Consider the following 23,300-nt stretch of genomic DNA (forward strand, 5'->3'; position numbering starts at 1 on the left):
TCGGCCACGCTCAGGGGTTGACGGGCTGCGGTTCCGCGGACTGCCCGGCCGCCCGGCGGCGCAGGAGGAACCGTTGCAGCTTGCCGCTGGGGTTGCGGGGCAGCTCGGTCACGAACTCGACCCGCCGCGGGTATTTGTACGGCGCCGCAACGGATTTCGCGAAGTCCTGCAGTTGTTTGACCATCGCGGCGTCGCTGTCCGCGCCTTCGCGCAGCACCACGTAGGCCGCGACGATCGACCCGCGCGCCTCGTCCGGCGCCGCGACCACCGCGCACTCCAGCACGTCGGGGTGCGCCATGAGGACTTCCTCGACCTCGGGGCCGGCGATGTTGTAGCCGGAGGACACGATCATGTCGTCGCTGCGGGCGCGGTAGTGGAAGTAGCCGTCGGCGTCGCGCACATACGTGTCGCCGGTGAGGTTCCAGCCGTCCTCCACGAACACGGTCTGGCGGTCGTCGGCGAGGTAGCGGCAGCCCGTGGGGCCCTGCACGGCGAGCCGGCCGGGCGTGCCGTCGGGCACCGGGTGGCCCTCGTCGTCGACGATCCGCGCGCGGAACCCCGGCACTGCGCGCCCGGTGGAGCCCGGGCGGGTTTCCTCGTCGGCGGCGGAGATGAACACGTGCAGCATCTCCGTGCTGCCGATGCCGTCGATGAGCCAGCGGCCTGTGGCCTCGTGGAAGTCGACGGCCACGCTCTCCGGCAGCGCCTCGCCCGCCGAGACCGCGCGGCGCAGCGCCGACAGCGAGGCTCTTCGGTCGGAGGCGAGGATCGCGCGGTAGGCCGTGGGGGCGGTGAACAGCACCGTGACGCCGTGGGCCGCCGCGAGGTCGGCCAGCTCCGGCGGCGTCGCGCGCTCGACCAGCAGCGTGGCCGCGCCCGCGTGCAGCGGGAACACGAGCAGCCCGCCGAGGCCGAACGTGAACGCGAGCGGCGGCGTGCCCGTGAACAGGTCGGTGGGCTCGGGCTTCACGACGTGGCGCGAGAACGTGTCCGCGATGGCGATGAGGTCGCGGTGGAAGTGCATGGTGGCCTTGGGCCGCCCGGTGGTGCCCGACGTGAAGGCCAGGATCGCCACGTCGTCGGCGGCCGTCACGACGTCGGCGAACGTCTCGGGCTGCGTCGCGCACCGGGCCGCGAGGTCGTCGGGGGAGTCGCCGCCGAAAGCGAGCAGCGGCAGGGCGAACGGCAGCAGGTCCTCGGTGTAGCGGTGGTCGGCGAGCGCGAGCGTGGGGGAGGACGCGTCGACGATCTTCGTCAGCTCGTGTGTGCGCAGCATCGGCATGGTGGTCACGGCGACCGCGCCGGCCTTGAGCACGCCGAGCCAGCACGCGGCGAGCCATGGCGTGTTCGGGCCGCGCAGCAGCACGCGGTTGCCCGGCACCACACCGAGGCTCACCAGCGTGCCCGCGATCTGGTTGGCGCGGGCGAGCAGTTCGCCGTAGGTCCAGGTGCTCGTCGGCGAGAGCACCGCGGGCCGGTCGGGGCCCCAGTGCGCGACGGCTCCGTCGAGCAGGCGGGTTGCGGCGTTGAGCCGATCGGGGTAGTGCAGTTCGGGAAGCTCGAAGAGCAGGTGCGGCCACTGGTCGAACGGAGGCAAGTTGTCCCGGCAGAACGTATCCGAGTGGGCACTGGGCGTGAGCTGCACGGCTGACCTCATTTCCCGTGGCGGCCGTCAAGAGAACGCCACTGTAATACAATTTACGATCGTCAGGAAGACGCTAGAGCGGCCGAAGGGGGCCGAGCCATGGCTGCGGTCGTGAAACCCGAGGTCGACACGCGCGATCCGGACGAGGCGCGGTCGCGGCTCAGCGACGTCTACTGCCCGCACCGGCTCGACCTCGTCGGCGGCGCGCGCGGGTTCGTCTGCCGGCAGAGCTCGCGCGGGTTCGCCAAGGTGCGGCTGTTCGACCTCGTGTACGGCGGGCCCGAGGTGCGCGTGGACCCGGTGCCGTTCGACGACTTCGTGCTCGTCACGCGTCCGCTCAAGGGCCGCTTCGCTGTTCGCTCGACTGCCGACGGTCTCGTCGGCGCCGGGTCGGGCGCGCTCGTGATGGACGCGTACGGCTCGTACCAGCTGCGGTGGTACGACAGCGCCGAGGTGCTCAACACCGTGCTGGACCGCGGCGGGCTCGAACGGATCGCCGCCGAGCTGCGCGGGTGGGACGAACCGCGGCCGGTGCGCTTCGCGCTCGGCGGGCCTGCGTCGGCCGCTGCCGCCCGCCGGTGGGACACCGCGACCCGGCTGCTGCTGGAGGAAACGCGGTCGGCCGACGGGATGGCGGGCAGCCCGCTGCTCGCCGCCCAGCTCTTCCGGCTCGCGGCGACCGCGTTGCTGGAGGCGTACCCGAGCACATTCGGCGAAGCGGAGGCCGAGCCGACCGGCCAGGTGTCGCCGACGGCCGTGCGCCGCGCCGAGGCGTTCATCGAGCTGAACGCCGCGGAGGACATCGGGCTGCTCGAGATCGCGGCGGCCGCGCGGCTGAGCGTGCGCGGGCTGCAGGCCGCGTTCAGCCGGGCGGGGCGGCCTTCGCCGGTGGCGTACTTGCGGGAGACGCGGCTGCGCCGGGCGCACGCGGAGCTGCGTGAGCGGTCACCGGAGGAGACGACGGTGGCGTCCGTCGCGGCGCGGTGGGGTTTCGGCAACGCCGGGCGGTTCAGCGCCGAGCACCGGCGTCTTTACGGCTGCGGCCCGTCGGACACCTTGCGCGGCAACGGATAGCCGCGTCCCGCGTCGTGGAAAGCCGGTTCGCGCACGGTGGGGGCCGGGGAACGCACGCCGCGTTGACTCTCCGTTCCGGTGCCGAATACTCCGCAGGAGATGTAAGCCACGTCACTGTTGGAGGAGGACACCTGTGACCGTCGAACAGCTCGAACCGGCGCTCGCTTCCCACTACGAACCACTGATCAACGGTGAGTTCCGCTCGCTCTCCACCGAGACCTTCCCCGCGGTGGACGCCGCGACCGGCGCGCAGCTCGCGACGATCACCCGCGGCGGCGCGGCCGACGTCGACGCCGCCGTGGCCGCCGCCCGCGCGGCGTTCCCGAAGTGGGCCGCCACACGTCCCGAGGAGCGGTCGCTGCTGCTGCACCGCCTCGCCGACTGGATCGAGGCCAACGCCGAGCGCCTGGCCGCCATCGACACGATGGACATCGGCCGCACGATCTTCGAAACGCCGCTGGACCACCGGATCGCGGTGGGGCAGTACCGGTTCTTCGCCTCGGCCGCCGTCACGCACGACGGCTGGAACCATCCCGTCGCCGGCGGCTGGGCCATCGCCAAGCGCGAGCCGATCGGCGTCGTCGGACAGATCATCCCGTGGAACGTGCCCGCGATCATGACCGCGTTCAAGCTTGCCCCGGCGCTCGCGGCCGGGAACACGGTGGTGCTCAAGCCGGACGAGAACGCGTCGCTGTCCACATTGGAACTGTGCACGAAGCTCGCCGAACTTTTCCCACCCGGCGTGGTGAACGTCGTGCCGGGCTACGGTGACGAGGCCGGCGCCGCGCTCACCGCGCACCCGGACGTGGACAAGCTCGCCTTCACCGGCTCCGCGGAGGTCGGCCGGCTCGTCGCGCACGCCGGCGCCGAGCGGCTCGTGCCGGTGTCGCTGGAGTTGGGCGGCAAGAGCCCGAACATCGTGTTCCCCGACATCGAGGACCTCGACCGGGTCATCGACAACGCGACGTTCGCCGCCACCTACTGCAACGGCCAGTCGTGCCTGGCCGGCACCCGCCTGTTCGTGCACGACGACCTGTACGACGACTTCCTGGGCAAGCTTTCCGCGAGCTTCCAGGGGGTGCGCGTCGGCTCCCCGCTCGACCCCGCCACGCGCCTCGGTTGTCTCGTGTCGGAGAAGCAGGGGCAGCGCGTGCTGGACTACATCGACTCCGGCCGCTCCGACTCGTCACTGGTCACCGGCGGCGGCCGCACGACGGTGGCAGGCAGCGAACACGGCTGGTTCATCGAGCCGACCGTGTTCGAGACCGAGAACTCCAGCCGCATCGCGCAGGAGGAGATCTTCGGCCCGGTGCTGTCGGTCATCCGCTGGAAGGACTACGACGCGCTGATCGACCAGGCGAACGACGTCGAGTACGGCCTCGCCGCCGGCGTCTACACCACCAACCTGAAGAACGCGATGCGCACGGCCGACCGCCTCCACGCCGGCTCCGTGTGGGTCAACCAGTACTTCAACCTCGTTGACGGCTCGCCCTTCGGCGGCTACAAGGGCAGCGGTCTCGGCCGGGAGTACTGCAAGGAAACGCTGGACATGTACACGCAGCTGAAGTCGATCGTGCTGGCGGAGGAACTGCCGCCGCCGCTGTTCGGCTGAGCCGCTTTTCGAACGAGCGCTCAGCCGCGGACGACGGGCTTCCACACGTCGTCGTCCGCGGTTTCGGCCGGTGCGGTTTCGGGCTCACCGTGCAGGCCGAGCCGGCTGCACGAATACGTCCGGGAGCCGGCACTGCACACCGAACATCGACAACGCCGGTGGACCTGGCACGCGAAGGTCGTGGTCACCGCCGCGGCGCACCGGGAGTCGATCACGCCGATCCTCCGCGTGATCCGGTCCGCCGATGAGGCACGAGTGCGGCGAGGTTGCGTTCACTGCAGCGCCGGCGCGCCACCCGCCGACGTGGGTCGCTGGGGGCACGAAGGACGGGCTGCCGACTCGGTCATTTCGCCCTCGCGCCAAGTCGGCCGGGACGCTGCGGGGCCGCGCGGGCCACCTCTGTGATTGTGAAGGGCTCCTTGCGGGAATCGAAGTCCCTCAAGGAGCCCTTCAGCCGGACCCACAGCGGTTCAGTTCCGCGCGTCGAGGTACTGCGGGTCCGGCGGCGGGATCGGGGTGTCGGGGACACCCGCCAGCAGCGTGCTCATGGCGTGGAAGTACGGCGGGGCCGCGACCGTGCCACCGAACGCGCCGTGGCCGCATTGGCCGAGGTGTACGGGCGTCCCGGGGCAGATCTCCTCCGGGTGCGGGCCGTCGGCGAACACCATGGACGACACGGCGTAGTTGTCCACACCACCGACGAACGCGACGGACTCCGACAGCTGCGTGGTTCCCGTCTTGCCGATGTCCGGGCGTGTCCAGCCGGCCGAGTGCGCGGCGGCGGCCGACGTGCCGACGGTGGTGTCCTGCGAGAGCCCGGCCTCCAGCGTGTTGGCGACGCCCGTCGGGATCACCTGCTCGCACCCCTGCTGCTTTACGGGCACAGCTTGGCCGTCGCGGTCGGTCACCGACAGGATCGGGTCGGGCGGGCACCATATGCCGCCGCTCATCAGTGTCGCCGAGACGTTCGCCATCTCCAGTGGGCTCACCGGGCTGTTGCCGAGGGTGAACGAGAGCAGGTTCTGGAAGTACTGCGACTGCGGCTCGTCGTACTGGGGGTTCTTCGACCGCGCGTCCGACGGATCGGTGATCGGCGGGTTGCCCGCGTCGTTGGTCGCGAGCGTGGTGCGCAGGCCCAGCTTGCGCGCCATGTCCAGCACGGCGGGCATGCCGACCTGCGACTCGAGCCCCACGAACGCGACGTTCGGCGACGTCGCCAGGCCGCTGGCGAGCGAGATGGGGTCGGGGTAGCTGGTGCCGTCGTTGCTCACCGAGTAGCACGGCGTGTACTTGTTCGCGTTCGGCGGCGTGAAGCAGTTGCTGAGCGGGTTGGGCAGCGGCGTGTTCAGCCCGGCCTTGCCCGCCACCATCGCGGCGGCCGAGGTGAAGATCTTGAACGACGAACCGGCGCCGAACTTGTTGCTCGCGTCGGCCACGATGTTCGTGGACGTCTCGCCCTGGGCCGGATCGGTCCCGTAGTTGCGGTTGGCGACCATCGCGAGCACCTGGTGCCCGCTCGCGCCCGGCTGCACCACGGCGAACGTGTTGGCCACGCCGTCCTGTGTCGTCGGCACGTTGGCGTCCACCGCGTCCTTCACGACCTGGCTCACGTGCGGGTCGAGTGTGGTCTTCACGACGTAGCCGGCGGTGTCGAGCTGGTCGATCGTGAACCCGGCCTGCTTGAGGTAGTTCACCGCGTACGCGCAGAAGAACCCGGCGTCGGGCGCCGCGCCCATGCACGTGCTCGACGGCGCGGCCGGGCGCGTGCCGACGACGCCGAGCGGTGTCGCTTTCGCGGTGGCGGCGAAGGAAGCGGGGATGGACTTCGCCGTGACCATGGAGTCGATGACGGTGTTGCGCCGCTTGAGCGCGTTGTCCGGATGCGTGTACGGGTTGTAGACGCTGGGGTTGTTCACCATGCCTGCCAGCAGCGCGGCCTGTGGCACGGTCAGTTTGTCCGCTGTGGTCCCGAAATACGCTTCCGCGGCCGCGCCGATGCCGTAGACGGTGCCGGTGTACTCCACCACGTTCAGGTAGTCGGCGAGCACGTCGTTCTTGGACACGGTCTGGCTGATCTGCACGGCCATCTTGGCCTCGCGCAGCTTGCGGGCCAACGAGTCCTCGCGGTCCTTGTCCTGCGCCGTCTTGTCGTTGCGGTCGACGACGTTGATGAGGTAGTTCTTCACGTACTGCTGCGTGATCGTCGACGCGCCCTGGAGGTCTCCGCCCGAGCTGTCGTTCACCGCCGCGCGCAGCATGCCCTGCGGGTCCACACCGCCTTCGGTGTAGAAGCGGCGGTCCTCGATGTCGACGATCGCGGCCTTCATCGCGGGCGAGATCTGCGCCGCGGTGACCGGAATGCGGTACTGCGCGTACAAAGTCGCGATCGTGCCGCCGTTCCGGTCTGTCACCGTTGTCACGAGTGGCGGGTCCGCGTGCTCCAGATCCGCGGAGATCGCGTCGACGGAGTCACTGACCTGATTGGACAAAACACCCGCGCCGATGGCGACCGGTGCCATCGTGCCCGCGACGAGAACGCCTGCCAGCACGCACAATCCGAGGAACGGGGCTACCCCCTTGCCTTTTCCCACGGTCCCCAACCTACGACCGGGCTCGTGTGAATACGGTGGGTAAAGCAGAGTTTGTCATCGAGCCAACCTTCCGAGCAGAGCCGATGCGACGCCGATCGCCAAGGCGGTCGCACCCACTAGGACGCCGAAGTCCAGCCCGAGGTTGGCCGGAGTGCCGATGAGAAGTCCGCGAAGGGCGTCGACTTGGTAGCTCAACGGGTTGATGTGGCTGAGCACCTTCAGCCAGCCGGGCATCAGGTCCACCGGGTAGAGGGCGTTGGACCCGAAGAACAACGGCATGGTGATGGCCTGCCCGATCCCCATCAGCCGCTCGCGGGAGAGCACGATGCCGGCGATCACGATGGAGAAGCAGCAGAAGAACGCCGAACCGAGGATCACGATCACGACCATGCCCAGCAGCCGCAGCGGGTTCGCGGTGAGGCCCACGCCGAGGATGGCCGAGAGAACGAGCACCATCAGCGCCTGCACGAGCGCGCGCAGCCCGGCCGCGAACGCCTTGCCCGCCACGAGCGCGGCCCGCGGTGTCGGCGTGACGAGCAGCTTCGAGAGCACGCCCGCGTCGCGTTCCCAGATGATCTGGATGCCGTAGAAGATGGAGATGAACAACGCCGACTGCGCGAGGATGCCGGGTGCGAGGTAGTCGAGGTAGGGGATCGAGCCGGTCGGGATCGCGTGGATCCGCGTGAACGTCTCGCCGAAGATCAGCAGCCACAGCGCGGGCTGGATCGCGCGGGTGATCAGCTCGGACTGGTCGCGGCGCAGCTTCTGTAGCTCCACCAGGCACATCGCGCCGATGCGGGAGAGCAGGATGCGCAGTTGTTCCAGTGGTCCCGGGTCAGCCGAGACGGCGGGCGGTGCGGCGAGTGGCACGGACATTGCGCATCCCTCCTGTTTCGCTCTGCAGCGCGTCGCCGGTCATCGACCGGAACACGTCGTCCAAAGTGGAGTCCGGGCCGAGCTCCGCCTCGAGCTCGGCGGGGGTGCCGAGCGCGCGGACGCGGCCGGCGTGCATCAGGGCGACGCGGTCGCAGTACTGCTCGGCCTCGTCCATGTAGTGGGTCGTGACGAGCACGGTCATGCCGGTGCGCGTGCGGATCTCGGTGATGCGGTCCCACACCGCCGAGCGCGCCACCGGGTCGAGGCCCACGGTCGGCTCGTCGAGCACGAGCAGCCGGGGTGAGCTCACCAGTGCCTGCGCGAGCTCGAGCCGGCGGATCATGCCGCCGGAGTAGCCGCCCGCGGGCCGGTCGGCTTCATTCAGCAGGCCCACCAGGTCGAGCGCGCGGTGGACCTCGTCGGCGCGGCGGGAGCGGGGGACGTCGAACAGCCGCGCGAACAGCGACACGTTCTCGCGTCCGGTGAGCGCGCCGTCGGCCGAGAGCTGCTGGGGCACGTACCCGATCAGACGGCGCACGGCCATGCGGCGGCGCGTGACGTCGACGCCGAACACGGTGATGGCCCCCGCGTCGAGCGGCAGCAGGGTGGTGATCATGCGGATGGTGGTGGTCTTGCCGGCGCCGTTCGGGCCGAGCAGGCCGAAGATCTCGCCCGGCACGATCTCCAGGTCGACGCCGTCGACGGCCTTCGTGGTGCCGAACGAGTGGTGCAGGCCGGCGCACCTGACGGCGGGCTCGGGCCCGGCTTCGCGGTCGGTTTCCAGGGCGCTCATGCCTCCTCCTTCAGGGCGTCCATCAGCTTCTCCAGCGCGGGCAGAGCCGCGGTGATCGACACGGTGTCCTCTTCGGACAGCCGCGTGAGCGCGGCCGAGACCAGCCCGGTCCGCGCCTTTCGCCAGGTCGCCATGCGCTCGCGCGCGGCCTCGGTCACCTGCAGCTGCGCGGCGCGCCGGTCGGCCGGGTCCACCTCGCGGCGCAGCAACCCGGCTTCGACGAGGAGGTTCACGAGCGTGCTCACGGAGTTCCCGGCGAGGCTCAGCTCGCGCGCCGCCGCGGCGACGCCGACGCCGGGCAGCCGGTCGACGACCCGCAGCAGCTCGACCTGCGCGCCGGGCAGGGGAGGGCCGGGCACTTCCGCGCGCACCCGCCGCCGCACGACGCGGCGGATGCCCTGCACGGCGGACATCAGCCGCTCGGCGAGGTCGGGAGGTGGGGTCATGCCTTCGACATTAGCTCTGAGTCAGAGTTATTATCAACGCCAAATGTCTCTTAGGTCTTATTGTTCACGATTTGCGCTCGTTGGCCTTCTTGGCGATTTCAGGCGAGCCGGCTGAGCACCATCGAGACGCCGAGCGCGGTCATCGTCACGGCGATCAGCCCGTCGAGGATCCGCCAGGCGGCCGGCCGCGCGAACACCCCCGCGAGCCGGCGCGCGCCCAGGCCCAGCGCGCTGAACCAGACGGCGCTCGCCAGCGCCGCGCCGACGCCGAAGACCCAGCGACCACCGCCCTGGCCGGCCGCCACGGAGCCGAGCAGGAGCACGGTGTCGAGGTAGACGTGGGGGTTGAGCCAGGTCAGCGCGAGGCCGGTGAGCACCGTGCGCCGCGGGGACACGGGCTCGAGCGCGCTTGTCGTCAGCGCGCCGGGCTTCATGCAGCGCCTCGCGGCGAGGAACCCGTACGTCACCAGGAACGCCCCACCGACGACCCCGATCGCCGTGATCGCCGCCGGCCAACGCTGCAACACCGCGCCGATCCCGCTCACCCCCACGGCGATCAGCACGACGTCCGACAGCGCGCACACCACGATCAGCCGTTTGACGGCCCCGCCGCGCAACCCTTGCTGCAGCACGAACGTGTTCTGCGCCCCGATGGCGACAATGAGCGAAAGGCCGGTACCGAAGCCGGCGGCGAGTGCGGGAACCACGCCTTCGACCGTAAGGCGGGGCCTTCGGGTTAGGCCAGCTAAAGATTCTTACGTAACATTAGCTGCCGTGATGTCAGATCTCCCTCTCGACCAGGTCCGGACACTGCTCGCCGTGGTCGACGAGCAGTCCTTCGACCGCGCGGCCGCCGTGCTGCACGTGACGCCGTCGGCCGTCAGCCAGCGCGTGAAGGCGCTCGAACAACGCCTGGGCCGCGTGCTCATCCTGCGGACGAAACCCGTGCGGCTCACCGACTCGGGCCAGGTCGTCGTGCGGTTCGCGCGCCAGCTCACGCGTCTGGAGGAGGACACCCGCGCGGAACTCGGCCTGGTGGGCGTCGTGGGCCCGCTGACCCTCCCCATCGCCGTCAACGCCGACTCCCTGGCCACCTGGTTCCTCCCCGCGCTGGCCGCCGTGCCCGGCGTGTCCTTCGACCTCCGCAGCGACGACCAGGACCACACCGCCACCCTCCTGCGCGAGGGCCTCGTGATGGCCGCCGTCACGTCCGCGCCCCACCCCGTGCAGGGCTGCACTTCAACGCGCCTGGGCCTCATGCGCTACCGCGCCATGGCTTCCCCGGCGTTCGTCGCGCGCTGGCTCGCGGACCGCCCCCTGGCTTCCGCGCTGGCCGAGGCGCCTGCAGTGCTCTTCGACCGCAAGGACGACCTCCAGGACCGCTTCCTGCGCACCCTCACCCGCCGCTCGCTACCGCTCGGCGCCCGCCACTACGTGCCGTCGTCGCAGTCCTTCGCGGATGCCGTCACCGCCGGCCTGGGCTGGGGGATGGTGCCGGAACTCCAGACGCGGGAGTCCTCTTTGGTGGATCTGGCGCCGGACCGGCCGGCGGATGTGCCGCTGTACTGGCAACAGTGGAAGCTGGACTCACCCGCGCTGGCTGCTTTGGCGGAGGCGGTCGCGGCTGCGGCGGCTACCGCTTTGCGGAAGTGACTGTCCTGAGTAGACACCCGGCCCCAGCTTCACGCACACACCGTGAGGTGGTTGGATCACAGCGTGGAGAGCAATGTGGAGCGGACGAAATCACCCGAGCGGCTCGTGTTCTTCAGCGACGCCGTGGTGGCCATCGCGTTGACGTTGCTCGTGCTGCCGCTCACCGATCTGGTGCCCGAGCTGGCGGCGGAGCACAAGGAAGCCGTCGATGTCGTTCTGGAGCACTGGAACCAGCTCTTCAGCTTCGTGCTGAGCTTCGTGGTGATCGCGCGGATGTGGTGGGGCCACCATCGCATCTTCGAAGAGGTCCGCGCCTACAGCGGGCCGCTGGTGTACGCGAACTTCGTGTGGCTCTTCACCATCGCCGTGCTGCCGTTCCCGACGGAGATCACCGGTTCGTTCGGGACCAACCGCTTCGCCGCCATGTTCTACACGGGCACGATCTTCGCGAGCAGCTTTGCCCAGTCCGCGCTGGTGCTGATCATCCGCCGGGACCGGAACGTGGCCCGCAGCCCCGATTCCGTGACCGACCTGTGGCTCGGTAACAACTTGTTGTCCACGGCCGCGCTGCTGATCGCCTTTGTCGCGGCCGCCGTCGAACCCGTGCTCGGCTACTACGCCCTCTTGCTGCTCATCCCCGCGCCCTGGGTCGCCCGGTGGATCGTCAGCCGCAAGGCCGACCGCTGACGCTCACGCCTGCGGCAACGGCCACAGGTCGTCGTTGAGCATCCGCTTGAGGATCTTGCCCGTGGCGTTGCGCGGGAGCTCCGGCACGAAGTACACATCGCGCGGCACGGCGAAGCGGGCCAGCTTCTGGTGGATGTAGTGCCGCACGTCCTCGGCGTGCATGCGCGCGCCGCGGCGGAGCACGACGTACGCGGCGAGGCGCTGGCCGAACTCCTCGTCCGGCACGCCCACCACGGCCGCTTCGTAGACGCCGGGCAACGCGACCAGCGCCTCTTCCACCGGGCGCGGGAACACGTTCTCGCCGCCGGACACGATCATCTCGTCGGCGCGGCCGGTGACGAACAGCCGGCCGGCCGCGTCCTGGTAGCCGACGTCGCCGGTGGCCATCAGGTCCTTCGAGCGCGGCACGCTGGAGCCGTTGGTGTAGCCGTCGAAGAGCATGTCGTTGCCGACGAAGATCTGGCCCTCGTCGCCGGGCGGCACGGGGCGGCGCTCGTCGTCGAGGATGGCGATGCGGGTGCCCGGCGGGCAGCGGCCGGCGGTGGTCGGCGCGGCGCGCAGGTCGACCGGATCGGCGATGCTGGCCCAGGAAACCTCGGTGGAGCCGTAGAAGTTGTAGAGGATGTCGCCGTAGGTGTCCATGAACGAACTGACGAACGAGCCCGACATCGCGGAACCGCTGCTGGCCACGATCCGCAGCGACGACAGGTCGTAGCGGCTGCGCACGCGCTCGGGCAGCTCGTGGATGCGCTGCAACATGATCGGCACGGCGAACAGCGCGTCGCAGCGGTGCTCGGCGATCATCCGCAGCGTCTGCTCCGCGTCGAACCGGCGGATCAGCGACAGCTCCGCCCGCACGGACATCCCGACCTGCAACGCGGCCAGGCCCCAGCTGTGGAACAGCGGTGCCGCGACGGCGATCTTGTCCCGTGCCCGCAAGGGAATCCGCGCGAGGATGCTCGCCGCGGTACTCAGGCCTTTCGGCGTCGGACGGCGCGCGCCCTTCGGGGTGCCGGTGGTGCCGGAGGTGAGCACCACGATCTGGCCCGGCCGCTTGGCCGGCTTCGGTCGCGCCTTGGACGCCTCGTGGATGAGCTCGTCGACGGTCCGGTAACCCTGCTCGGCGTCGTCCCACGTGCTCACGCGGGGGAAGTCGCCCTGCACTCCCGCGATGGTCTGCGCGAACTCGTCGTCGGCCAGCACGGCGGCGGGTTGGTGCTCGGTGAGCACGTCTTCCACCGCGGAGGGCGACAAGCCGGTGTTGAGCAGCACCACGTCCACGCCGAGCTTGCTGCACCCGACGAACGCCTCGACCATCGCCGCGTGGTTGCGGCACATCAGCGCCACGCGCTGGCCCGGCCGCACGTCCAGCTTCGCCAGGGAGTTGGCCAGCTGGTTGCTGCGCTCGTCGATGTCGCGGAACGAGCGGCTGTTGCGTTCGTCGTGCACGGCGATGTCGTCGGCGCCGCGCGCGGTCGCCGCGAGGTAGCCGCCCGCGATCGTGGCGCCCCACTGCGAAAGCGAGTTGAGCTGCTTCGCGACCTTGTCCGGCCGGCCCGCGACGAGCACGCCCGCGCGTACCAACGTGTTGGCCGTGCGCAGCGTCGTCGCGCGGTCGTACTCCGGCGGCTCGGCGGCTTCGCCGGACAGCTGCAGCTCGATCCGCCGCGTCAGTTCTTTCAGCATGCCCTTGACCGCTGAGCGGGAAAGCAGGTCGTGGTGCTCGGGCGGCAGCGACGGGAGCATCAGGCGCAGCACGATCTCAGTCGCCCCGCCCGCGAGCGCGCGCAGCTCGAACGAGATCCAGTTGCGCTCGTCGGGCAGCCCGCACCACACCACGTGTTCGCCGGGCCGGTACACCACCGCGTGGATGGTGCCTTCCACCAACGTTTCCCGGTCGGGAGCCAGCCTGATCAGGCAGCGCGGGCCACGGCCACGCAGCGGGGCCTCGGTCACCTCGCACCAGCTGATCGCCGGCAGGAATCTCGGATAGAGCTCGGGGGAGCCGACGATCTGCCACACCGCGTCGGGCGGGTGCCCGACGGTCGAGCTTGCCTCGACCACATCGTCTCGCATTGCGATCCGCCTCACCGCCGCGCGCGTTGCGCTCCCCGGTGGGTACCGGACGCGCGTTCAGGTGCGGGCACGCTACCAGCAATCGGCTCAGCTCCGGTACTCCGAATGACCAGGAATCCGGCGGGACGGGAATTTTCAGACGAGCGCGGCGGGCGTGGCAGGAACCGACGAGAGTGCCGAGCCGAGCTCGTGCCCGACGGCGAGCCGGACCTCGTCACGCAGGCTGGCCAGCTTTGCGACGTCGAGGCCGGTGGCGATGCCTTCGCGGTGAAGCAGGTGGACCAGGTCGTCGGTGGCGATGTTGCCCGAGGCCCCGGGTGCGAAGGGGCAGCCGCCGATCCCGCCGAGTGACGAGTCGAAGCGGCGGATGCCGAGCCGCAGGCCCTCCCACGCGTTGGCGGCGGCGAAGCCGTAGGTGTCGTGCAGGTGCAGGCCGAGCGGCAGGTCGGGCACCGCGTCGCGCACGGCTTCGATCCCGCGGCGCAGCAGGCTCGGGTTGGCCGCGCCGATGGTGTCGGCGAGGTGCAGCACGCCGGCGCCGAGCTTGGCCAGGCGTTCCGCGGTGGCGGCGGTGCGCGCGGGGTCGGTGTCGCCGTCGAACGGGCAGACGAAGGCCGTCGCGATGGTCGCCTCGATGGCGACGTCCGCGGCGGTGAGGATCTCGGCGCAGCTCTCAAGCCGGGCGAGCGCGCCTTCGGTCGGCACGCCGGCGTTGGCCGTGCTGTGGCCGTCGCTCGCGGAGACCACGAGCCGCACGGAGCGGGCGCCGGCTTCCACGGCCTGCTGGGCGCCGCGCTCGGTGAAGACCAGCGTGTGCAGGGTGACAGGGCTGTTCGCGGGGTCGAGCGTGCGCAGGAGTTCGTCGGTGTCGGCCATCTGCGGCACGCGGCGCTTCGAGACGAAGGAGCCGACCTCGAGCGCACGGAACCCGGCGTCGATGAGGCCGCGGGCGAGGCGGAGCTTGTCGGGGGTGGGCACGGTGCGGGCTTCGTCCTGCAGGCCGTCGCGCAGCACGACCTCGGTGATGAGGACCTCGTCCATGGTGGGTCTCCTTTGTTCTCGGTCTGTGCGGAAGGGTCAGATCACGCCGCCGGCGCGCAGGCGCGCGCGGGCCTCGTCGTCGAAGCCGAGCTCGGCCAGCACGTCTTCGGTGTGCTCGCCGAGCTCCGGCCCGAGCGTCCGTACGCTGCCCGGGTGCTCGCCGAGCGCGGGGACGACGCCGGGGAAGGTGACCTCGACGTCGTTGTCGTCGATGCGCACGGTTCGGCGCTGGTGCATGCCGCGGGCCTCGAAGTGCGGGTCCTTGCTGATGTCCTCGGCGGTGAGGATGGGGCCGCAGGGCACGTCGGCGGCACGCAGCGTCGTCTCGGCGGCTTCCTGCGAACGGCCCTGCGCCCAGTCGCCGATGACCTGGTCGAGGCGGGCGGAGTTGGCGACGCGGCCGGCGTTGTCGGCCAGCGCCGGGTCGTCGGCGAGATCGGGGCGGCCGATGGCGTGGGCGAGGCGGCGGAAGATGGCGTCGCCGTTGCCGCTCACGACGATGTACTTGCCGTCGCCGCAGCGGTAGGTGTTCGACGGCGCGATGCCGGGCAGCGCGGAGCCGGCGGGCTCGCGGACCACGCCGAACGCGTCGAAGTCCGGGACCAGCGATTCCATCAGCGAGTAGACGGCCTCGTACAGCGCGACGTCGACAGTCTCGCCCCCGCCGCCCTCGCGTTCGCGGCGCAGCAGGCCCATCAGCGCGCCGATCACGGCATACAGACCGGCGACGGAGTCGGCGAGGCTCACGCCGACGCGCGTCGGCGGGCGGTCGGGGTACCCGGTGAGCGCGCGCAGGCCGCCGACGGCCTCGGCGACGCCGCCGAAGCCCGGCCGGTCGCGGTACGGGCCGGTCTGGCCGTAGCCGGACACGCGCACGAGGACGAGGCCGGGGTTGAGCTGCTTGAGCTCGTCCGGGCCCAGGCCCCAGCGTTCGAGCGTGCCGGGGCGGAAGTTCTCGAGGACGACGTCGGCCTTCGCGATGAGCTTGCGCGCGACGTCCTGGCCCTCGGGGGAGCGCAGGTCGAGCGTGACGGAGCGCTTGTTCCGGCCCAGTGTGCGGAAGAGCAGGGAGGTGTCACCCGCGTGCAGGCGCCAGCGGCGCAGCTCGTCGCCGCTGCCCGGGCGCTCGACCTTCACGACGTCGGCGCCGAAGTCGGCCAGCAGTCTGCCGGCGGTGGGCGCGGCGACGAAGTTGCCCAGTTCGACCACCCGCACTCCGGTGAGAGGGCCTCGATTGCTCATGATCACGCTCCAACCACATAGTGAGTTGCAAACCCAGAATACGGGTGTGCGTGTCGCCGTCAAGACGATCGAGGCTGACTACACTCGGCGAAACAGTCGGGTGGGTCACAGAAGCGGGGCGGCGATGGCGGAAGAGCGGGGCGGCACCGCGCCGGTGCTGGTGCTGCGCAAGTTCAAGCAGATCCTCGAGTCGTTCACGATCGAGGAGCCCGAGCTGACCCTGCAGCAGATCACCCGCGCCACCGGCCTGCCGGCCAGCACCTGCCAGCGGCTGGTGCACAACCTCGTGCGCGAAGGCTTCCTCGACCGGTACGACGACACCTACCGCGTTGGGCTCGGCCTTGTGCGCTGGGCCGCGCCGGGCACCTTCGGCCTCGACCTCGTGCGGCTCGTGCGTCCCGTGCTGCACAAACTGCGCGACGACTCGGGCGAGACGGCCTGCCTGTACGTGCGCGACGGCGCCTTTCGCACGGTGGTGTCGCTGGCCGAGTCGCGCCACCCCGTGATCCGGCTGTTCGTGGTCGGCATGGTGATGCCGCTGCACGCCGGCTCGGCCGGGAAGGTCTTCCTGGCGTGGGACCGGCTGGCGCTGCGTGACGCCGTCGGGCACGGCCTGGCGCGCTTCACCGAGCACACGATCGTCGACATCGACCTGCTCAACCAGCAGCTCGCCCAGGTCCGCGCCGACGGCTACGCCAGCAGCTTCGAGGAACGCGACCTCGGCGCGGCCTCGCTGAGCGCCCCGGTGTTCGGGCTGACGGGCGAGCTGAGCGCCGTGATCGGCATCGGCGCGCCGACGCAGCGCATGACGTCGGCCGACGTGCCGCGCCTGGCGCCGCTGGTGCTCGACGCGGCGGCCGCGGCGTCGGAACGCCTGGGATACCGCGCGGGAATGGCCCGCGACGTCATCGGCTGACTTCGGCGCCGCTGCGCGGTGTCGTGAGTGGTCGGTTGGTGGAGCGCGGGCCACCGAAGACAACCGCTAGCGCTGCAGCGTGGGTACGTGCCCTTCACGGACCGCGCTACCCCGGGGCGAGTTCGCGCTGGTCGGTGCGCGGGGGAGTGGTCTCACTGTCCGTTGTGGCTGATTCGCCGGTTTCGTCGCGGAGTGAAGATTTCTTGTCGTGCGATGCGACCGCGCGGATTGCCACCCTTCGTGCTGGTGAGGGGCCTGCCGGGGGTGGATCCGTCCCGATCGGTGGACCCCTCAGGCTGATCCACAACGCTCCGCGACCCTTGACGTCCGCGCGCCTACCGCCACATCATGGGGGCACGAATCACATAGTGGATCCTGCCTTACGCTGGATCCGCGCGGCCATGAACTGTCAAAGGAGACGACGGATGGCGAACCCCCTCGACACGGCGGAGCCGGGGACGGCCGCGGTCGCGGCGCGGCTCGACCGGCTGCCGGTCACCCGCACCCATCGGCGCGCGACCGTCGCCGTCGGGCTCGGTCTGTTCTTCGAGTTCTACGAGGTGTTCCTGACCGGGACGATCAGCGCGGTGCTGGTCAGCGAGTTCAAGCTCAGCAAGGCGGCGCTCCCGCCGCTGCTGGCCTCGACCTTCCTCGGCATGTTCTTCGGCGCGCTGCTGCTCGGCCGCCTGGCCGACCGCTTCGGCCGGCGCGGGGCGTTCCTGCTCAACCTGGCGCTGTACTCGTTCTTCTCGCTACTCGGCGCGTTCAGCGGCAACGCGATCATGCTGCTGATCACCCGGTTCTTCGCCGGTGTGGGCCTCGGCGCCGAACCGCCGCTGGCCGACACCTACCTCACCGACCTGCTGCCCGCCCGCAAGCGCGGCAAGCTGATCGCGTGGGCGTACACGCTCGCGTTCTGCGGTGTGCCGGTCGTCGGCTTCCTCGCGAAGGGGCTCACGGAGGGGTCGTTCCTGGGCATCGCCGGCTGGCGCTGGCTGTTCGTGATCGGCGCGCTCGGCGCCGGCGTGGTGTTCCTGCTGCGCCGCGGCCTGCCGGAGTCGCCGCGCTGGCTGCACTCGGTGGGGCGCACGCAGGAGGCGGAGACCGTGATCCGGGGTCTCGAGGCCGAGGCGGGCCAGGCCCCGGCCGAGGAGCCCGCACCCGCGCCGGTCGAGAAGCCGGTGCGCAAGGCCGCGCCGATCCGTGACCTGTTCGGGTCGACGTACCGCCGTCGCACGATCATGATGACGGTCTTCCACGTGTTGCAGACCATCGGCTACTACGGCTTCGGCACGATGGTCCCGCTCGTGCTCGCCGCGAAGGGCTACCCGGTCTCGCAGTCGCTGCTGTTCACCGCGCTGACGTTCCTGGGCTACCCGGTGGGCTCGGCGTTGTCGCTGCCGCTCGTGGAACGCTTGGAGCGCAAGCACTTGGTCATCGGTTCGGTGCTCGCGATGGCGGTCTTCGGCCTCGCGTTCGGGCTCGCGAACTCCATTGCTCTCGCCATCGTGTTCGGCTTCATCTACACGGCGATCAGCAACGTGTTCTCGAACTCCTACCACATCTACCAGGCCGAGATCTTCCCGACGGCGCTGCGCTCCACGGCGTCGAGCGGCACGTACTCGATCTCGCGGCTGGCGAGTGGCCTGATGCCGTTCGTGCTGGTCCCGCTGCTCGATAGCTCGGGCGCGACCACGCTGTTCGTGGTGATCGGCGCGGCGCTCGTGCTGGTGGCGCTGGACATTGCGATCCTCGGCCCGCGCACCACAGGCCGCTCGGTGGAGAACGTGGCCGGGGAAGGCTGACCGCTGCGGACATAATGGGCCTCGTGGAAGATCTGGTCGAGGAGTACGGCCCGCGGTGGGAATCCGGGCCGTACGAACGGGGAACCGACGGACCGCGCGTGATCCTGGTCGGCACGGACACATCGCCGACGGGGTTGCGCGCGGCTTCGTATGCGGCGGGTCTGGCTCGGCGCCAGCGGGCGCGGCTGGTGGTCGTGTACGTCGCGGCGCCGTCGATGTGGGCCGGGCTGGCCGCGGCCGCCGTGGTCGACGTCGAGCAGCAGACGTTCACCGAGGAGATCGCGCAGCTGCGGTCCGAGCTGCACGGCCGCGCGGACGAACTCGGGGTGCCGGTGACGTTCGTCGTGCGCCGCGGCGAGGCCTATCCGGAGCTGAAGGAAGCCGCACTCGAGGCGAGTGCCGACATGGTCGTGGTCGGAGCGTCGGAGCAGGGCGGGCACCGGCTCGTCGGCTCGGTGGGCAACCGGCTGGTGCGCGCGGGGATCTGGCCCGTGGTCGTGGTGCCGTGACCAGCGGACGTTGACAGGCGCGCGCGATTCGGTAAAAATTCTGAACCGGTAAGTTTCCTGAACCGGTCGGAGGACGACAGTGGGCACTCGCGACGACCTGCTCGACAAGGCACAACCCGTGGCCGCGGCGGCCGCCGAGCACGCCGGCGAAACCGAACGGCGTCGCGCGCTGGCGCCCGAGGTCGTGTCGGCGGCTCGGGCTTCGGGCCTGTTCCGCGCGGGGCTGCCGGCTTCTTTGGGCGGCTCGGAACCTTCCGCGGCGGCGATCTTGCGGGCCGCCGAGCGCGTGGCCGAGGCCGACGCGTCGGCGGGCTGGTGCGTGTCGATCGCGGCCACGAGCAGCCTGCTGGGCGCGTACCTGCCGGAGAAGGGCGGCCAGGAGGTCTTCGGTGACCCCGATGCCGTCGCCGCCGGCGTGTGGGCGCCGCGCGGCAAGGCCGTGGCCGTGGACGGCGGGGTCACGGTGTCGGGGCGCTGGTCGTTCTGCAGCGGCGTGACGCACGCGGACTGGATCTTCCTGGGCGTCGTGCTCGACGGGAAGCTCGTGGTCGCCGCGATTCCCACGGCTGAGTTGGAAATCCACGACACGTGGCACACGTCGGGCCTGCGCGGCACCGGCAGCCACGACACGAGCGCCGACACGGTGTTCGTGCCCGACCACCGGCTTCTGTCCGTTGTGGACGGTCCGCCCGCCGGCGCCGGGCAGCTGCACCGGTTCCCGCTGTTCGGGTTCTTCGCCGCGTCCATCTCCGCCGCCGCACTGGGCAACGCGCGCGGTGCCATCACGGAGTTCGTGGAGCTCGCCGCGGCCAAGCACCCCAGCGGCTCGCGCCGCTCGCTCGCCGAACGCACCGCCACACAAAGCGCCGTCGCCGAGGCCGAGGCTTCACTGCGCGCCGCCCGCGAGTTCTACTACTGCGCGATCGACGACGCCTGGCAGGCGGCTTTGTCCGATTCAGTTGTGCCGGACGACCTTCGCCTCGCCTTGCGCCTTGCGTGCACCCACGCGGTCCGCACCTCGGCCGACGTCACGCGCTCCCTCTACGACCTCGGCGGCGGCTCGGCGATCTACGAAACGTCCCCTCTGCAACGCCGCTTCCGCGACGCCCACACCGCCACGGCACACTTCCAGGTGAATCCCGCGACGTTCGAGCTGACCGGTCGCCTGCTGCTGGGCCTGCCCACCGAAACGGCTCAGCTGTGACCACGGTGGGTGTGGTCACGCCGGTGGCCACCGACATCAAGGTGGTTCGCCGGGTGATCGGGCCGGCGTTGCTCGGCTTGGCGAGTGGAATGGTGCAGCGGTGACCGCGATCGGGGTTGTCACGCCGTTCTGGCTGGATCGGCCGGCGGCCGAGGCCGTGGACATCGCCGTGGAGGCGGACCGCAATGGGTTCGGGGAGTTGTGGGTCGGGGAGATGGCGACGTTCGACGCGTTCGCGCTCGCGACGGCCGTCGGCCTGCGGACGGAGCGGATCGGGGTGAAGGTCGGGCCGTTGCCGCTCGGGGTGCGGACGCCGGTGGCGCTGGGGCTTGGCGTGGCGTCGGTCGCGGCGCTGGCGCGCAGGCCCGTGGGGCTGGCGCTGGGTGGGTCGAGCCCGGCGATCGTCAACGGCTGGCACGACCGGCCGTGGGACCACGCGGCCCTGCGGATGCGGGAGACCGTGGCCGCGGTCCGGACCGTCCTCGAGGGACAGCGACTCTCGGTTCACGGGAAACACGTGCGCAGCAACGGGTTCCGCCTGCGAGAGCCGGCGCCGGTGCCGATCACGGTGGCCGCGTTCGGGCCGGCGATGACGCGGGTGGCCGCGGAGATCGCGGACGAGGTCGTGCTGAACCTCGTGCCGCCTTCGCACGTTTCGCGCGTGCGCAAGGAGATCGACGGTCAGGCGCACGCCGCGGGCCGCACGCCGCCGCGGCTGGCCGTGTGGGTGCCCGTCGCGTTGAACCCGGGGGAGGCGACGCTGCGGCAGCTCGCGGCGCAGGCCAGCGTGTACCTGAGCCCGCCCGGCTATGGCGAGATGTTCGCCGAGCTGGGGTACGGCGAGCTCGTCGCCGCCGCGCGTTCCGGCGCCAAGCGCGCGTCGCTGGTGGTGCCGCCTTCACTGGTCGCCGACGTCGGGGCGATTGGTTCCGCAGCCCAGGTGCGCGACCGCATCGCGGCCTACCACGCGGCGGGCGCCGACCACGTCGGCCTCGTCCCGGCCACGGCGGAAGACCCGGCCGGCCGCACGCTGCTGCGCGAGCTGGCCCCGTGACGGCCGGGTCGCACCGCTTCACGGCCGAGTCCGTCGGCCGGGCCCTCGACGTCCTCGGCGAGCGCTGGACGCTGCTGATCCTGCGCGAGGCGTTCTTCGGCGTCCGGCGCTACGCCCAGTTCGCCCGCAACCTCGGCATCCCCCGCCCGACGCTGTCGGCGCGGCTCAAACAGCTCGTGGAACAGGGCGTGCTCGACCGCGTGGTCTACGCCACCGACCCGGACCGCCACGAATACCGCCTCACCACGACCGGCAAGGAGATCTTCCCGGCGCTGGTGATCCTCATGCGCTGGGGCGACGACCACCTGCCGACCCCCGACGGCCCCCCACTCGTGCTGCGCCACTCCTGCGGCGAACCCGTCGCGCCGCGCCTGTCCTGCACCCACTGCGGCGACGAGATCACCACGGCGAACGTGACGCCCGAACCGGGCCCGGGCTACCGCGAGAGGTAGCCCGGGCCGAGGTTCAGCCTCGGGTGTAGACCTGGGCCCACTCGGAGCCACACTGTTGGCATGTTCCGGCCTGGACCTGGAAGCTGCCCTCTCTGGCCGGAACCCAGCCGTCGGCGACCTTCAGGTCGTACCGCCCGGCGGGCACGGACCCGAACGAGACGTGCCCGTCGGCGTCGGTGGTTCCGCTCGCGATCGTTTCGCCCGAAAGGATGTCGACCAGGCTCGCGGAGGTGTCCGCAATGGCCTCACCGGGGTCCAGGATGAAGTTCTTGTTGTCATCGTGGTAGATCGAGCCGCTGGTGACTCCCGGCGCTCCAGGCACCCGGGCCCACAAGCCGACTTCCGGGTTGCCTGCGGGATCACCGGTTTCGGGACCGAAGTCGCAATCGACGGCGAAGCCTCCGTACTGGTCCGCGAGCGGCGGCACTGTGCCGGTCTCGGTGAACGTCCGGGTCTCACCCGGCGCGAAGGTCAGCGATGCCGGGTAGATCAGGTCGTTCCACGACTGCCAGCCCCGAAGCTGGTATTCGCTGCCACCGATGCGATCGCACGCCCCGCTGATCCCCGACAACGGCTGGGATCCGGTATTGGTCAGCGTGAAGGTCACCTGCGCCTGGTCGCCAGGTGCATAGGCGTCGCGATCCACCGACGCTCTCGCCGTGAGCTGGTCCGACAGCGGCCGTACCGCGCGCAGCTCGACGTTCTGGTCGCCGCCGGTGACGTCGATGCCGCCGTTGGGGTCGGCGAGCAGCCAGCCGTCGGGCAGTGTCGTCGAGAACAGTTGGTAGTAGCGCGCGGGCAGGTCGGCGAAGGTGAAGCTGCCATCATCGCCCGTCACGGTGTCGAGCGTGGTGTCGCCGTAAATCCTCACCGGTGCTGCGGCGAGCCCCTCACCCGGGTCGAACGTGCCGTTGCCGTTGCCGTCGCCGTAAACGACACCGTGTACGGAGCCCGTGGTGGTAGTCGGGTCGACGAACGGCACGCTCAGGTGCGCGGACTGCACATCCCACGAAGCGATGCTGCTGCTGGTGATGTCGAACTCCGGCGAAGCGCCGCCCCAGCTGTAGACGGTCGCGGTGACCGCGAGGGTTCGGGTCTCGCCCGGGGCGAGTGTCGTGCCGGGGTAGCCGAAGTCGCCCCAGCTGTTCACTGACGCGTAGGAGCCCACCATCTGGTCGGTGTAGAGGGTGATTGCTGTCAGCGGGTCGGCCGAGCCGTTGTGCACGGTCACCGTGATCGGGAACGGCTTTCCGACCAGGTGCACGCCCTCGTCGACGGAAGCCGTGATCACCAGCTTCGCCGGGTCGGCCGAGGCCGTGGGCGTCACGAGGGCACCGAGGGTCAGCGCGGCGGTCAGTCCGGCGAGCAGCCGGAAGACCCCGCGCGGGGATCTGAGGATCAAGAAGGTTTCCCCCTGGAAACAAGGCCGTCCGTGGGCGTCCCCCGACGCACGCTTGCCGGGCCGGCGTGGTTGCGCAGTTGCGACTGCGATCAAGGGAGAAAGTAGCGCCGCCGGGGAGGGTCGGGCCAGGGGATTTGCCCGGACGGAGCAGCGTCACCCAACGCGAGATATTCTACAGAAGCTTGACGAATATAGTGAGTTATGTAGAAACTATCCCCACTG

General features: G+C 70.6%; 21 protein-coding genes. 10 read left to right on the forward strand and 11 right to left on the reverse strand.

The window, feature by feature from the left end:
- Positions 1-10: 10 nt before the first annotated feature.
- A complete protein-coding gene (locus tag AB0H62_RS46270; RefSeq protein ID WP_220238954.1) occupies positions 11-1,645 on the reverse strand; it encodes an AMP-binding protein in 1,635 nt (544 codons plus the stop codon).
- A gap of 99 nt (positions 1,646-1,744) precedes the next feature.
- Between AB0H62_RS46270 and AB0H62_RS46275 the strand changes: the two genes are divergently transcribed.
- Together AB0H62_RS46275 and AB0H62_RS46280 are read left to right on the forward strand one after the other, a co-directional pair.
- Positions 1,745-2,719, forward strand: a complete 975-nt coding sequence (locus tag AB0H62_RS46275) for an AraC family transcriptional regulator (RefSeq protein ID WP_360592487.1) — start codon at positions 1,745-1,747, stop codon at positions 2,717-2,719.
- 133 nt (positions 2,720-2,852) lie between these two features.
- Entirely contained in the window at positions 2,853-4,331 is a 1,479-nt protein-coding gene (locus AB0H62_RS46280; RefSeq protein WP_220238956.1) for an aldehyde dehydrogenase family protein, read from the forward strand.
- Between the two features lie 20 nt (positions 4,332-4,351).
- Here the strand turns inward: AB0H62_RS46280 and AB0H62_RS46285 are convergent, their stop codons facing one another.
- The 6 genes from AB0H62_RS46285 to AB0H62_RS46310 form a co-directional block, all read right to left on the reverse strand.
- Positions 4,352-4,546 (reverse strand): hypothetical protein, encoded by a 195-nt coding sequence (locus AB0H62_RS46285; RefSeq protein WP_360592488.1) that lies wholly within the window; start codon positions 4,544-4,546, stop codon positions 4,352-4,354.
- Positions 4,547-4,801: 255 nt separating this feature from the next.
- Positions 4,802-6,850, reverse strand: coding sequence for a transglycosylase domain-containing protein (locus AB0H62_RS46290; protein WP_360592532.1), 2,049 nt, complete (start codon positions 6,848-6,850; stop codon positions 4,802-4,804).
- Between the two features lie 126 nt (positions 6,851-6,976).
- Complete coding sequence (locus AB0H62_RS46295; RefSeq protein ID WP_220238957.1) at positions 6,977-7,798, reverse strand: ABC transporter permease; 822 nt, start codon at positions 7,796-7,798, stop codon at positions 6,977-6,979.
- Positions 7,758-8,591: an ATP-binding cassette domain-containing protein gene (locus tag AB0H62_RS46300; RefSeq protein WP_360592490.1), complete on the reverse strand. Its 834-nt coding sequence runs from the start codon at positions 8,589-8,591 to the stop codon at positions 7,758-7,760. Before AB0H62_RS46300 ends, AB0H62_RS46295 begins: the two co-directional genes overlap by 41 nt.
- Positions 8,588-9,037 (reverse strand): MarR family winged helix-turn-helix transcriptional regulator, encoded by a 450-nt coding sequence (locus AB0H62_RS46305; RefSeq protein WP_360592491.1) that lies wholly within the window; start codon positions 9,035-9,037, stop codon positions 8,588-8,590. The genes AB0H62_RS46300 and AB0H62_RS46305 overlap by 4 nt, the downstream gene beginning before the upstream one ends.
- 98 nt (positions 9,038-9,135) lie before the next feature.
- Positions 9,136-9,744, reverse strand: a complete 609-nt coding sequence (locus AB0H62_RS46310) for a LysE/ArgO family amino acid transporter (protein WP_220238960.1) — start codon at positions 9,742-9,744, stop codon at positions 9,136-9,138.
- Positions 9,745-9,814: 70 nt separating this feature from the next.
- Between AB0H62_RS46310 and AB0H62_RS46315 the strand changes: the two genes are divergently transcribed.
- Both AB0H62_RS46315 and AB0H62_RS46320 read left to right on the forward strand, forming a co-directional pair.
- Complete coding sequence (locus AB0H62_RS46315; protein WP_360592493.1) at positions 9,815-10,690, forward strand: LysR family transcriptional regulator ArgP; 876 nt, start codon at positions 9,815-9,817, stop codon at positions 10,688-10,690.
- 63 nt (positions 10,691-10,753) lie between these two features.
- Positions 10,754-11,377 carry a TMEM175 family protein gene (locus AB0H62_RS46320; RefSeq protein WP_255637767.1) on the forward strand — a complete coding sequence of 208 codons (624 nt, stop codon included), beginning with the start codon at positions 10,754-10,756 and terminating at the stop codon, positions 11,375-11,377.
- A 3-nt stretch (positions 11,378-11,380) separates the two neighbouring features.
- Here AB0H62_RS46320 and AB0H62_RS46325 read toward each other — a convergent pair whose 3' ends face one another.
- The 3 genes from AB0H62_RS46325 to AB0H62_RS46335 all read right to left on the reverse strand — a co-directional run bounded on the left by AB0H62_RS46325 (position 11,381) and on the right by AB0H62_RS46335 (position 15,736).
- The gene (locus AB0H62_RS46325; protein ID WP_220238962.1) at positions 11,381-13,453 is read right to left on the reverse strand and encodes an AMP-binding protein; all 2,073 of its coding nucleotides are present in this window, start codon (positions 13,451-13,453) and stop codon (positions 11,381-11,383) included.
- Positions 13,454-13,588: 135 nt separating this feature from the next.
- The gene (locus AB0H62_RS46330; protein ID WP_220238963.1) at positions 13,589-14,494 is read right to left on the reverse strand and encodes a hydroxymethylglutaryl-CoA lyase; all 906 of its coding nucleotides are present in this window, start codon (positions 14,492-14,494) and stop codon (positions 13,589-13,591) included.
- A gap of 36 nt (positions 14,495-14,530) precedes the next feature.
- Positions 14,531-15,736, reverse strand: coding sequence for a CaiB/BaiF CoA-transferase family protein (locus AB0H62_RS46335; RefSeq protein ID WP_360592495.1), 1,206 nt, complete (start codon positions 15,734-15,736; stop codon positions 14,531-14,533).
- Between the two features lie 124 nt (positions 15,737-15,860).
- Here AB0H62_RS46335 and AB0H62_RS46340 point away from each other — a divergent pair, with 124 nt between their 5' ends.
- The 6 genes from AB0H62_RS46340 to AB0H62_RS46365 all read left to right on the forward strand — a co-directional run bounded on the left by AB0H62_RS46340 (position 15,861) and on the right by AB0H62_RS46365 (position 21,676).
- A complete protein-coding gene (locus tag AB0H62_RS46340; RefSeq protein WP_220238965.1) occupies positions 15,861-16,652 on the forward strand; it encodes an IclR family transcriptional regulator in 792 nt (263 codons plus the stop codon).
- Between the two features lie 425 nt (positions 16,653-17,077).
- Complete coding sequence (locus AB0H62_RS46345; protein ID WP_360592497.1) at positions 17,078-18,457, forward strand: MFS transporter; 1,380 nt, start codon at positions 17,078-17,080, stop codon at positions 18,455-18,457.
- Between the two features lie 14 nt (positions 18,458-18,471).
- Positions 18,472-18,966, forward strand: a complete 495-nt coding sequence (locus AB0H62_RS46350; protein WP_255637768.1) for a universal stress protein — start codon at positions 18,472-18,474, stop codon at positions 18,964-18,966.
- A 79-nt stretch (positions 18,967-19,045) separates the two neighbouring features.
- Complete coding sequence (locus AB0H62_RS46355; protein ID WP_360592499.1) at positions 19,046-20,170, forward strand: acyl-CoA dehydrogenase family protein; 1,125 nt, start codon at positions 19,046-19,048, stop codon at positions 20,168-20,170.
- 100 nt (positions 20,171-20,270) lie between these two features.
- The gene (locus AB0H62_RS46360; protein WP_220238969.1) at positions 20,271-21,224 is read left to right on the forward strand and encodes an LLM class F420-dependent oxidoreductase; all 954 of its coding nucleotides are present in this window, start codon (positions 20,271-20,273) and stop codon (positions 21,222-21,224) included.
- A complete protein-coding gene (locus AB0H62_RS46365; RefSeq protein ID WP_360592501.1) occupies positions 21,221-21,676 on the forward strand; it encodes a helix-turn-helix domain-containing protein in 456 nt (151 codons plus the stop codon). The genes AB0H62_RS46360 and AB0H62_RS46365 overlap by 4 nt, the downstream gene beginning before the upstream one ends.
- 13 nt (positions 21,677-21,689) lie before the next feature.
- Here the strand turns inward: AB0H62_RS46365 and AB0H62_RS46370 are convergent, their stop codons facing one another.
- Positions 21,690-23,078, reverse strand: a complete 1,389-nt coding sequence (locus tag AB0H62_RS46370) for a hypothetical protein (protein WP_360592503.1) — start codon at positions 23,076-23,078, stop codon at positions 21,690-21,692.
- Between the last annotated feature and the right edge of the window lie 222 nt (positions 23,079-23,300).

It is taken from the genome of Amycolatopsis sp. NPDC050768, from assembly GCF_040654155.1.
Taxonomy (GTDB): Bacteria; Actinomycetota; Actinomycetes; order Mycobacteriales; family Pseudonocardiaceae; genus Amycolatopsis.